Origin of the sequence: Allosaccharopolyspora coralli, assembly GCF_009664835.1 — a bacterium.
GTDB classification, from domain to species: Bacteria; Actinomycetota; Actinomycetes; order Mycobacteriales; family Pseudonocardiaceae; genus Allosaccharopolyspora; species Allosaccharopolyspora coralli.
In genome coordinates this window covers 3,897,147-3,909,342 of the sequence record NZ_CP045929.1, presented here as the reverse complement: position 1 = coordinate 3,909,342, position 12,196 = coordinate 3,897,147, and the positions used below count along the sequence as shown (strand labels likewise).

General features: G+C 67.3%; 10 protein-coding genes. 5 read left to right on the top strand and 5 right to left on the bottom strand.

From position 1 onward, the window contains the following. Positions 1-388: 388 nt before the first annotated feature. The 5 genes from GIY23_RS23110 to GIY23_RS18185 form a co-directional block, all read right to left on the bottom strand. Positions 389-697: a DapH/DapD/GlmU-related protein gene (locus tag GIY23_RS23110; protein ID WP_228717374.1), complete on the bottom strand. Its 309-nt coding sequence runs from the start codon at positions 695-697 to the stop codon at positions 389-391. 24 nt (positions 698-721) lie between these two features. Beyond that, positions 722-1,027, bottom strand: coding sequence for a maltose acetyltransferase domain-containing protein (locus GIY23_RS23105; RefSeq protein ID WP_228717373.1), 306 nt, complete (start codon positions 1,025-1,027; stop codon positions 722-724). A 249-nt stretch (positions 1,028-1,276) separates the two neighbouring features. Further along, positions 1,277-2,869, bottom strand: a complete 1,593-nt coding sequence (locus GIY23_RS18195; RefSeq protein WP_187351930.1) for an SLC13 family permease — start codon at positions 2,867-2,869, stop codon at positions 1,277-1,279. Between the two features lie 287 nt (positions 2,870-3,156). Further along, entirely contained in the window at positions 3,157-3,882 is a 726-nt protein-coding gene (locus GIY23_RS18190; RefSeq protein ID WP_228717372.1) for a DUF305 domain-containing protein, read from the bottom strand. Beyond that, the gene (locus tag GIY23_RS18185; RefSeq protein ID WP_154077770.1) at positions 3,875-4,642 is read right to left on the bottom strand and encodes a DUF3105 domain-containing protein; all 768 of its coding nucleotides are present in this window, start codon (positions 4,640-4,642) and stop codon (positions 3,875-3,877) included. The genes GIY23_RS18190 and GIY23_RS18185 overlap by 8 nt, the downstream gene beginning before the upstream one ends. Before the next feature lie 267 nt (positions 4,643-4,909). Here GIY23_RS18185 and argS point away from each other — a divergent pair, with 267 nt between their 5' ends. From argS to thrB, 5 genes are read left to right on the top strand one after another with little or no spacing between them, the layout of a single operon-like run. Continuing rightward, positions 4,910-6,571 carry an arginine--tRNA ligase gene (argS, locus tag GIY23_RS18180; protein WP_154077769.1) on the top strand — a complete coding sequence of 554 codons (1,662 nt, stop codon included), beginning with the start codon at positions 4,910-4,912 and terminating at the stop codon, positions 6,569-6,571. A 24-nt stretch (positions 6,572-6,595) separates the two neighbouring features. Next, complete coding sequence (lysA, locus tag GIY23_RS18175) at positions 6,596-8,014, top strand: diaminopimelate decarboxylase (RefSeq protein ID WP_154077768.1); 1,419 nt, start codon at positions 6,596-6,598, stop codon at positions 8,012-8,014. Then, positions 8,015-9,319 (top strand): homoserine dehydrogenase, encoded by a 1,305-nt coding sequence (locus GIY23_RS18170; RefSeq protein WP_154077767.1) that lies wholly within the window; start codon positions 8,015-8,017, stop codon positions 9,317-9,319. Then, entirely contained in the window at positions 9,316-10,392 is a 1,077-nt protein-coding gene (gene thrC, locus GIY23_RS18165; RefSeq protein ID WP_154077766.1) for a threonine synthase, read from the top strand. Before GIY23_RS18170 ends, thrC begins: the two co-directional genes overlap by 4 nt. After that, a complete protein-coding gene (gene thrB, locus GIY23_RS18160) occupies positions 10,389-11,291 on the top strand; it encodes a homoserine kinase (protein WP_228717371.1) in 903 nt (300 codons plus the stop codon). The genes thrC and thrB overlap by 4 nt, the downstream gene beginning before the upstream one ends. Positions 11,292-12,196: the final 905 nt, after the last annotated feature.

Below are 12,196 nucleotides of genomic sequence, written 5' to 3'. Positions count from 1 at the left end.
CGACGTGATCGGGCTACGCCAGGTCGACGGGATGGAGGCACACCCCTCCGCTGGCGAGCGACGCGGTGCAGGTCTCGTCGTGACTGCTTCGCCATCACAGACATGGGGCACATCTGGGGCACATGCGGGCGCCAACTGACCGACAACAACGACAACTGCCCACTTCCATGTGGGGCGGTCACCAGCGGAACTTCGGCGTAGACGCAGGTGGGGGAGCTGCTTGGAATGCCCTCCGGAGGCAGGTGTCGCAGGTTCGAGTCCTGCCGAGGGCGCCCAATCTGGCCAGCCGAAAATCGCCCCTGAGCAGCAAGACGCTGGCAGGGGCGATTTGCTGCCCGTCTCACTGTCGCTCGATCGGTGCCGCTACAGGCCGCTGGTTACGTGCAATTCACGTGCAAAGATCAGCTCGCTCCGACTGCTGCCTCCACTTACTTCCGGGCGAGGACGTCGTGGCCGTAGAAGCAGGGGGCGTAGATGTCGAGGGGGACGGACACGGAGTGCCCCGCCCACCTCGCGACAGTTGTGAGTGGAACCCCACCGGATCGGGCACGTCGCGAGTGACGACGCTGCCCGCCCCGATCACGGTGTTCTCACCGATCGTCACTCCGGGGTAGACGATCACACCCGCGCCGAGCCATGTGTGGCTCCCGATGCTGGTCGGAAGTGCGCATTCCCCAACCCTCCTGCCGACGGGCATGGTCCTCCACGGGATGTTGAGCGGTCAGGAGCTGGTTGCGCGGGCCGATCCGGACGTCATCGCTGATCGTGATTGTGGCGTCGTCCATGAACAAGGCGTCGTGATTGATGAAACTACGGTTTCCGAGTGCGGTCGGGTTCCGTAGCTGCCGTGGTATCGAGGCATGACGACCACGTCGTCGCCGACGTTGCCGACGAGCTGGTGCAGGGTGTTCTGGCGTTCGGCGTCGTCGTCGGCGCGGGTGTCGTTGAACAGGTCGAGTAACCGCCAGCAGCGTCGTCGGTCGTGGACGAGGTCGGGCTCGTCGAGGTACCACTCGTTGCGGAGCATGCGCTCCTAGTGCTCACCCACACCTGGATCGTGGGACCTACTGGCTTGCCGACACAAATCCGGTACAACAGAGGCCGACCCGCGGCGTCCAAGTGAGATCCCGGCTGAGCAACGGTCAGCAGTTCCGATCGAGCAACCTCACCTGGCTGGGCAAGATGTTGCCGGGGCGGTTTGCTGCCGTCTCACGATGTGTGCGTTGGCACACAGGCGACTTACGTGCCAGCCTCCGGACGCTGTCACTCGTTGGCTTTAGAAGCCGGAAGCGAACACCAGCGGCACGAACGTGTACATCACGACCATGACCAGTACCAGCGAGAGGGCGTTGAGCCAGACACCTGCCCGGGCCATCTGTTTGATGGAGACCTCGCCCGAGCCGAAAGCCACGGCGTTCGACGGGGTCGCCACCGGCAGCATGAAGGCCGAGCACACGGCGAGTGTGACGGCGATGGTCATGAACAGTGGGTCCATGCCCAGTCCCACTGCCACGGAACCGAAGATCGGGAAGAAGGCGGCTGCGGTAGCGGTGTTCGACGTCAGCTCCGTCAGCGCGAGGCTCACGACGATCACGACGAGAAGCACGAGCCACGACGGGACGCCGACGAGTCCGCTGACTTGTCCACCCAGCCACTCGCTGAAACCGGTGGCCGTGAACATCGCCGACAGGGACAGGCCCCCGCCGAACAGCAGCAACAGGCCCCACGGGATCTCCTTGGCTGCGGACCAGCGCAGCAGCGGGGTGCCATGACCGTGCACGGACCGCTTCTCGGCAGGCACCAGGAAGCAGGCGATGGCGGCGGCCATGGCGACCTGAGTGTCCGAGATGCTGCCGAGGAACGGAAGGGGCTCTGCCACGGCCGGAAGGTCGGCGATGAAGGGCACGACGACCCAGAAAAGGATCGCGAGCAGGAAGATGATGCCCACCCGGCGTTCTGGGGTGGTCATGCGCCCGAGCTTGGCGAGTTCGGCCCGGATCATGTCGGCTCCGCCGGGGATCTCCTTCACTTCGGCGCGGAACACCAGCTTGGTCAGCACGAGCCAGGCCACGAACAGCAGGAAGATCGCCCACGGCACGCCTACGAGCATCCAGTGGCCGAACTGCAGGTCGAAGCCGTGTGTCTCGCGCAAATAGGCCTTCATGAGGGCCATCGGTGGTTGGCCGATGAGGGTGGCGGTGGAACCGATGGTCACGCCGTAGGCGACGCCGAGCAGCATGGACGCGGCGAACTTGCTCCCGGCGGCCCGTTCGTCCACGGAGCGCACCAGGTGCAGGACAGACACGGCGATCGGCACCATGATGACCGCGGTCGCTGTGTTGGAGACCCACGCGGAGATGAAGGCGGAAGCGGCCATCAAGCCGAAAACGATCTGTGCGGGCCGGGTACCGACGGTCCGGATGGTCAGCAATGCCACGCGCAGATGTAGGTTGGCCTTCTCGGTGGCCAGACCCAGGATGACGCCGCCCATTACGAGGAACACGACCGAGCTCGCGTAGGGAGCCGCGACGTCTTCCATGCTTCCCATGTCGAACAACGGGAACAGCACCAGGGGCAGCAGCGAGGTCACTGGGATGGGTGCGGCTTCGGTCATCCACCAGATCGCCATCCACAGGGCGCAGCCGGCCACCGCACGCCCCTCGAACGACAATGACGACGGTAGGAGCAGGGCGAGGACCAAACCGGCTGTCGGCCCCAAGGCCAGGAGCCACCGGGTGCGCTTCCCGCCTGAGTCGAGGGCATCGCCGCTTTCGGTATGGGTCTGCTCTGTGGCGAGGGTGTCCGTCGTTCCGGGACCTGCGGCCGTTGGCCGCGTGCAGTCCGGGCCTTCTGGCTGTGGCTCACTCATCGCACTGGCCTCAAGGTTTCTGCGTCAAAGAGTGTTCAGACCATGTCTGAACCCGAGATTTGCGGAACCCTAGTGCGCTGAATTGAGAAGGTGAAATACAAAGTCCTGCATTATTGAGACAAATGATGTCCTAATGCCCCGGCTCTATGACCGTCGCGGCGTTGTCGAACATCAGGGCTGCTGAGGTCCCCGTGCTGCTCCCTCGACGATCCGCGGACCACGCGTGGGTGTGGGCACGGCCGTCGTTGCGTGGAAAGTTCCCTTCCTGTCACTGCGGCTGGGAGCGCTCAGTTGAGGGGTAGGGGTGGGGTGTTCCGGGCGGAAAGCATCCCTCGCATCACGTCGCTCTCTTTGGCCTGGGCCGTGAGCATGTTGGTCGCGAGCCCTCGGACGGCGGGAACAGCCGCCTGCTCGGCGCCACTGCGGGCCATTCCCGCACCGCCCTCGTGATGCCGCAGCATCAGTTGCAGGAATCTGACGTCGAACGCTTGGCCGCGAAGCGACCGCAGTTCTGCCAATTCGTCGCTCGTCGCCATTCCGGGCATGCGCCCGTCGGGCCCGACCATCGCCCCCTCGCCGGAGCCACCGTGGCCGTCATGGCCGTCGGTAGCACCGTGCATCCATCGCATCGGTGGCCCCGGGGCCTGCGCAGGCCGCCCCCACACGCTGAGCCAGCCCTGCATCCGTCCGATCTGGTTGCGTTGGTTCGTTTCGATGTCGAACGCGAGCTGCCGGACCGCCTGGTCGTTGCCGTGCTGGCGGGCTAGCGTCGCCATCGTGACGGCTTGCTGGTGGTGGTGGGTCATGTCCTGGGCGAAGCCGATGTCGACGGGTGTGGGCTCGGGCTCGGTACCGGTCGAGGGGATCTTGAGTAACAAGCCGAGAGTGGCTCCGACGAGGAGCAGGGACAGTCCGGCGCCCACGGCGACGAGCACGCGGGCCCACGCAGGCCTGCGATCGTTGTCGGAGTCGTTCATCACGTGCAACGTCCCGTCCCCGTCGGGTTCAGCCACCCATGCCGCCCGCAGGCGCGGTCTGTGCTCCTCGGCCGTCCATCGTGACCGCGTTCGGTGGTGGCGGGGAGGTGTCCAAGGGCGGCGGGTCGGCCGGGTCGAACGCGCCCGGGTAGGCCTGGCATGCGCCGCCGATCTCCGGGTACACGCCGTTGTTGTTCTGCCGCAGGGCGGTGATGAACTGGTCGATCCGCTTGTCGTCGGCGTTGTCGACCTGCAGTCGGTGACCCCAGGACTGCAGGGAGATCGGACTCTCCATGCCGGGATAGGGCGACATCATGGTGTACGGCTCGCCCTCGACCCGCTCGGCGAGCGAAGCACGATCAGCACCCTGCACCTTGTCCGGGTTGTAGGCGATCCACACCGCACCGTGTTCGAGTGAGTGGACGAGGTTCTCGTTGCGCACGGGCGTGTCGTACACCTGGCCGGTGCAGTCGGCCCAGATGCCGTCGTGCGGCCCCCCGAACGGTGGAGTCTGGTCGTAGGCGACGCGCTGGTCAGGGGAGACGTGCTGCTGTGCCTCGTACTGGGCGGTCTCGACACCGGGGATGTCTTTCGACGGGTCCGGGTTCTCCTGCGACGGGGTGAACGCAAGTACGTCTTGCCGCCCCAGGTACTGGACGTAGACGTAGCCGAACACGCCTGCGGCGAGCAGGAGTACCACCGTGACGGCGCCGATCATGACCCAGGGGACGGACCTCTGCTGGACGACCGGCGATCGACTGCCGCCGGATTTCCTCTTCTTCTTGCTGCTCGCCATGCTGCTGAATCCTTGCCTCGCCGGTCGCCCGCCGGTCGGGGCCCTCCAGCGCGGAGAGGGACGCTCGCGGGCCTCCGTGTGTCGAAACACACTCCGTTTCACGGTCTGGCGGCACTCTACTGGTCGAACGTGAAGCGGGGGTCACCTGTGACAGGAAGGGAACTTTTCTGTCACCGGTGACAGGAAAGTTCCCTTCCTGTCACCCTCCCGCCGGATGGGGGCGACCCGTTCGCTGAACAGCGACGACGGGTCCTTAGACTGCTTCGGGTGACCCCTGCCGCGCTTGCTGACCTGATTCGTTCCGCCGCCGTCGAGGTGATGTCCGCCAGAGGGCTCGACACCTCTGTGCTGCCCGAGTCGGTGACGGTGGAGCGCCCGCGCAATCCCGAGCACGGCGATTACGCGACGAACCTGGCGATGCAGGTCGCGAAGAAGGCCGGTGTGGTGCCGCGTGAGTTCGCAGGCTGGCTGGCCGAGGAGTTGACGGCGTACGGGTCGATCGCCTCCGTGGACGTCGCCGGGCCGGGTTTCCTCAACCTGCGGATCGCCGCCGACGCGCAGGGCGCGATTATTCGCGACGTCCTCGTGGGCGGAGCCGATTACGGCCGCGGTGACGCTTACGCAGGCCTCACCGTCAACCTCGAGTTCGTCTCCGCGAACCCGACCGGGCCGATGCATCTCGGCGGCGCGCGGTGGGCGGCCGCCGGGGACGCGCTCGGGCGGGTTCTTCAGGCGCAGGGCGCGGAGGTCACGCGCGAGTACTACTTCAACGACCACGGTGCCCAGATCGACCGCTTCGTGCACTCGTTGATCGCCGCGGCGCTGGGGGAGCCGCCACCGGAGGACGGTTACGGCGGTGCGTACGTCGCCGACATCGCCTCTGCCGTACTCGAGGTCGAGCCGGGCGTTCTGGACCTCCCGGTCGACGCACGGCACGAGCGTTTCCGCGAGGTCGGCGTCAACTTGATGTTCGACGAGATCAAGAAGAGCCTGCACGAGTTCGGCACCGACTTCGACGTCTTCTTCCACGAGAACTCGCTGCACGAGAGCGGTGCCGTCGCCACGGCGGTCGCGGACCTGAAGGACTCGGGCAACCTGTACTTCGCCGAGAACGCGTGGTGGCTGCGGTCGACGGACCAGGGCGACGACAAGGACCGGGTGCTCATCAAGAGCGACGGCGCCCCCGCCTACATCGCCGGTGACGTCGCCTATCTGCGGGACAAACGGCTACGCGGGTTCGACCTGTGCCTGTACATGCTCGGCGCCGATCATCACGGTTATGTCGCGCGTCTGAAAGCCGCGGCAGCGGCTCTCGGTGACGACCCGGCCGTGGTGGAAGTGCTCATCGGGCAGATGGTGAACCTCGTCCGTGACGGCGAGCCGGTGCGGATGAGCAAGCGTGCCGGAACCGTCGTGACGATGGAGGATCTGGTCGAGGCGGTGGGTGTCGACGCAGCGCGGTACTCACTCACGCGGTCCTCGGTGGACCAGGCCGTCGACATCGATCTCGACCTGATCAGCAAGCGCACCAACGAGAATCCGGTCTTCTACGTGCAGTACGCGCACGCCCGGTTGTCGTCGTTGCAGCGCAATGCCGCCTCGCTCGGGATCGAGCGGGGATCGGTGGAGGACGCCGACCTGTCCGTGTTGACCCACGACAGGGAAGGCGACCTCATCCGCACCCTCGGGGAGTGCCCCCGGGTGGTGGCGTCGGCGGCGCAGCTGCGCGAACCGCACCGCGTTGCCCGCTATCTCGAGGAGGTGGCGAGTGCGTATCACAAGTTTTACGACTCGTGCCGTGTGATCCAACCGGGTGACGATCGAGCGACGCCGCTGACGGTCGCTCGCCTGCAGTTGTGCGAGGCGACGAGGCAGGTGCTGGCGAACGGCCTGGAGTTGCTCGGCGTCAGCGCACCCGAACAGATGTAGACGCAACCGAGGAGGCGCAACGGAATGCGCGCCCATCCCGCAGGACCGCGGCACGCCGATGTGGTTCTGCCAGGAAACACCGCAGGTTCAGCTCCTTCCACAGTGGAGGAACTGGACCGACTGCATCCTCTCGTGTGGCCGCGTAATGCCGTACGCGAGGACGACGGGGCCGTCGGCGTCGGCGGTCGCGACGTGCGTGATCTCGCCGAGGAGTACGGCACACCGCTGTTCGTGCTCGACGAGGCCGATTTCCGGTCGCGCTGCGCCGAGTACGCCGAAGCGTTCGGCGACCCGTCCTCGGTGCATTACGCCTCGAAGGCGTTCCTCTGCACTGAAGTGGCCCGGTGGGTCGCCGAAGAGGGGCTGAGTCTCGACGTGTGCAGCGGTGGCGAGCTGCGCGTCGCGTTGCGCGGCGGGTTTCCGCCGGAACGGATCACCTTTCACGGCAACAACAAGTCGGTCGAGGAGCTGATCCAGGCGGTCGAGGCAGGTGTCGGCTCGGTGGTGCTGGACTCGTATCAGGAGATCGCTCGGCTCGACCACGTCGCCACTGAGCGGGGAGTGCGGCAGCCGGTGATGATCCGTGTCACGGTCGGCGTCGAGGCGCACACGCACGAGTTCATCGCGACGGCGCACGAGGACCAGAAGTTCGGTTTCTCGTTGACCTCCGGCGGTGCGGCGGAAGCCGCTCGTCGTGTGGTGAAGGCGTCCGGGTTGTCGCTGGTCGGCCTGCACAGTCACATCGGTTCGCAGATCTTCGACGACTACGGCTTCGAGCTCGCCGCGCACCGGGTCGTCGGCCTGCTGACGCGGTTGCGCGACGAGCACGGCGCCGACGAGTTGTCCGAAGTGGACACGATCGATCTCGGCGGCGGGCTGGGAATCGCCTACACCGCGGAGGACGACCCCCTTCCCGTGCCGGAACTGGCCCGCCGACTGCATCAGATCGTGCGCAAGGAGTGCGAGGCTGCCGGTTTCCTGCCGCCGAAGGTCGCGGTCGAGCCCGGCAGGGCGATCGCGGGTCCGGGTACGGTGACCGTCTACGAAGTGGGAACGATCAAGGACGTCGAGCTCGACGGCGGCGTGTCGCGGCGGTACGTGAGTATCGACGGAGGCATGAGCGACAACATCAGGACCTCGCTCTACGATGCGGTCTACGACTGTCGAGTGGTCTCGCGCAGTTCCGATGCCGCCCCGGTGCTGTCCCGCATCGTGGGCAAACATTGTGAGTCCGGTGACGTCGTGGTGCGAGACTGCTGGCTACCGGAGGACATTGCTCCGGGAGACCTGCTCGCGGTCGCAGCGACCGGCGCCTACTGCTACGTCATGGCCAGCAACTACAACCGGCTGCCGAAGCCGGCGGTCGTCGCGGTGCGCGGGGGTCGGTCACGGGTGTTGCTGCGCAGGGAGACCGAGGACGACCTGCTCCGGCTGGAGGTGTGAGTGATCGAGGATCGTGAGCCGGTCCGCGTCGCCCTGTTGGGGTGCGGCACGGTCGGTACCGAGGTGTTGCGCCTGCTGCGGGAGCGGCCGGCCGAGTTCGCGGCGCGCACCGGGGCGCCCGTCGAGGTGACGGGCGTGGCGGTGCGCCGCCCGCACAAACACCCGGACGTGCCCGAACACCTGATCACCACGGATGCGCACGCTCTCGTGGAGGGCGACGTCGACCTCGTCGTCGAACTCGTCGGTGGCATCGAGCCCGCTCGGTCGTTGCTGCTGGCGGCACTGCGCTCCGGCAAGTCGGTGGTGACCGCGAACAAGGCGCTGCTCGCCGAGTACGGCTCGGAGCTGTTCGCCGCAGCGGACGAGTCCGGCGTCGACATCTACTTCGAGGCCTCGGTGGCGGGGGCGATTCCGCTGCTGCGACCGTTGCGCGAGTCGTTGGCCGGTGACCGGATCAATCGGGTCATGGGCATCGTCAACGGCACGACGAACTACATCCTCTCGGCGATGGACGCGAGCGGCTCCACGTACTCGGAGGCGCTGGAGGAGGCCGGTGAACTCGGGTATGCCGAGGCCGATCCCACCGCCGACGTCGACGGGTTCGACGCGGCCGCGAAGGCGGCGATCCTGGCCTCGTTGGCGTTCCATACCCGGGTCACGGCGACCGACGTGCACCGGGAGGGCATCGCCGGTGTCAGCGCGGGCGACATCGCCGCCGCACAGGGGTTGGACCGCTCGGTGAAGTTGCTGTCGATCTGTGAGCGGGTCGTGGACGACGACGGCACCGAAGCGGTCTCGGCGCGGGTCCACCCGGCGATGATCCCGAAGTCGCATCCGTTGGCCGGGGTCAACGGTGCGTTCAACGCGGTGTTCGTCGAGGCCGAGTCCGCGGGCCAGTTGATGTTCTACGGCCAGGGCGCCGGCGGCTCGCCCACCGCGAGCGCGGTGCTGGGCGATCTCGTCGCGGTCGCGCGGAACCTGGTCGAGTCCGGCAAGGGGCCGCGGGAGTCGGCGCACGCGCAACTGCCGGTTCAGTCCATGGGCAGTACGCCGACGCGCTACCACATCAGTCTGGACGTCGAGGACAAACCGGGTGTGCTCTCGCAGGTCGCGTCCACGTTCAACGAGCACGACGTGAGCATTTCCGTGGTGCGGCAGGAAGGTCGTGGTGAGGACGCGAGCCTCGTCGTCGTCACCCACGTCGCCCCGGACAGCGCGCTGCGTTCCACAGTGGACGCGATTGCGCGGTTGTCCGTGGTGCGCGACGTCGTGAGCGTGATGCGAGTGGAAGGTGAGTCGTCGTGACGTCCTCGGTGCAGACCACGCCGTGGTGGCCGGGTGTGATCCTCGGCTACCGCGACCGGGTCGCGGTCCCCGACGGAGCACACGTGGTGTCCCTTCAGGAGGGAGGGACACCGCTGGTACACGCCCCGCACCTGTCCGAACTCACCGGCTGCGAGGTGCACCTCAAGGTCGAAGGCGCGAACCCCACCGGATCCTTCAAGGATCGGGGGATGGCGGTCGCGATGACGCACGCCCGCGCCGCCGGGAGTCAAGCCGTCATCTGCGCCTCGACGGGAAACACCTCCGCTTCGGCCTCTGCCTACGCCACGCGCGCGGGGATGACGTCGGCGGTGCTGGTGCCGCAGGGCAAGATCGCGCTCGGCAAGCTCGCACAGGCGGTCATCCACGGTGCCCGGATCCTGCAGGTGCAGGGCAATTTCGACGACTGTCTGGAACTCGCCCGCAAGACCTCCGCCGAATTCCCCGTGACACTGGTGAACTCGGTCAATGCGGTGCGGATCGAGGGCCAGAAGACCGCGGCGTTCGAGGTGTGTGACGGCCTGGGGCGGGCACCCGACGTGCATTGCATGCCGGTGGGCAACGCGGGCAACATCACCGCCTACTGGAAGGGCTACGAGGAATACGCACGGGACGGGGTCGTCGACTCGCGGCCGGTGCTTTTCGGCTTCCAGGCGGCCGGTGCCGCGCCGCTCGTGCGTGGCGAGCCGGTACTCTCACCGGAGACGGTGGCCACTGCGATCCGGGTCGGCAATCCCGCCTCGTGGCACGGTGCGATCGAGGCCAAGGATGCCTCCGGCGGGCTGTTCTCCGCGGTCGAGGACGAGCAGATCCTCAGCGCGTACCGCTTGCTGGCCGCACGGGAAGGAGTGTTCGTCGAGCCCGGTTCGGCCGCCAGTGTCGCAGGCTTGCTTGCCACCTCCGCGGACGGCAGGCTCGGCACCGGCAAGGTCGTGGTGTGCACGGTCACCGGCCACGGTCTCAAGGACCCGGACACCGCGCTGGCAGGGATGGTGGAGATCGAGCCGCTCCCGGTGGACCCGAACGCCGTGGCCTCCGCGTTGGAGCTCGCGTGAGTCGCGCGTTCCGCGTGACCGTTCCCGCGTCGACGGCCAACCTCGGGTCCGGATTCGATGCGCTCGGTCTGTCGCTGGCGCGCTACGACGAGATCACCGTCGAGGTCGTCGCGGGGGCGACTGGTGACGTGCAGGTCGAGGTGGACGGCGAGGGTGCTGGCGAGGTTGCCACCGGCCACCGGCACCTTGTCGTGAAGCTCCTGCACCGGACGATGCGCCACTTCGGGGTGCAACCGCCGTCCCTGCGCGTGCGGTGCGCGAACCGGATTCCGCACTCGAGAGGCTTGGGCTCGTCGGCCGCGGCGATCGTCGCGGGCATCACTGCGGGGTGCGAGCTCAGCGGTGTTTCGGTGCGGGACGAGACCGTCCGGCAAGATGCGCTGAACCTCGCCGCCTCGTTCGAGGGGCACGCCGACAACGTCGCGGCGAGCTTGCTCGGTGGTTTCGTCATCGCGTGGAACGACGCGGAGCGGTTCCACGCGAGCCGACTCGAGCCGCATCCCGACCTGGCCCCTGTGATGCTGGTTCCGGCCGAGAAGTCGGCGACACGTACGACGCGTGGCCTGTTGCCCGAGGCGGTGCCGCACCGGGACGCCGCTTTCGCCGCGGGTCGAGCCGCGCTCGCCGTGCACGCTTTCACCAGCGACCCGGGTGTGCTGCTGGCGGCAACGGCCGATCGGCTGCACCAGGATTACCGCGAGCGGGCGTGGCCTGCGAGCGTGGCGGTGATCAAGGCTTTGCGAGAGGCAGGCGTGCCTGCTGCCGTTTCCGGGGCCGGCCCGACGGTGCTGACCTTCCCGGGGGGCGGTGCGCTGCCGGAGACGGTCGACAGCGACGGCTTCGAGGTGCATCCAGTGCCGGTCGACCGTGGCGGAGTTCAGGTCGCTGAGCTGGGCTGAGCTGTCTCGGCGTGTCCCGTGTGCCGGGGCGGAGTGGGCTGATCGGGCGGAGCGGACGCCCCGCTGTACCCCTGGGAAGCGGGGAAATGGTACAAAGGTGGTGTCGGCAGCACGGAGTGCGGTCGACGTGGTGCGGTTCTTCACCGAGCGTTCGCCTCGACGATGGTTCGGAATGGGGTCGTGCCACACCGTTCGAGGGTTGTTGCACCTGAGTCATAGGGCGTCTACCCTCATGGTCAATCAGTCACCGCGCGCACGGGCGCCGGTGCCGTCACGGGATGTCAACGCCCACGACGCATCTCTCGCCAGTGAACGTGTTCCCCGCTCCGCACGAGCGGAGATCAATACCGGCGGGTACCCGGACTGCGGTGACCGAGGTAGGAGTTGTCGACTCGGACGAAGATCACGTCGACGACGTCGACGGTTCGTCCCGTGCTGACGTCGGGGTGCGGACTCCAAGTTCACGTCATGTTCCCGCATGGCCCTCCTGGAGATGTTTCATGATCTTGAACGGGCAACCGGACACGGCCGCCCTGCGATCTCGCGCACCCGAAAGTCGGGACATCCCCGGCGTGTCACGGCCTGTCGAGTGGACGACTCCGGGACAGCGGCGGTAGCAAAGGCGTGCATCGACGAGTGTGGATCGGGGTGGATGCGTCGCACGTGAAGCGCGACTCGCGCATGGCAGCACGAGAAGTGGTTTCGCGCCGGTGGCATCGACGGAATCATGCGAGCCGGGTTACGCCACCGCCCGGGAGTACCGGCCCTCACCGGGCCAGTGTCGACACCGATCGAGCCACGCTGTGCGTGGGCGTCGAAAGGTGCGAGAGCCGGTAGCCGCACACAGGCCGCCCGCGAATCCCGTCGGGCGGGCAATCCGCTGGTTCGCGTGAGGAGGCGCGAGC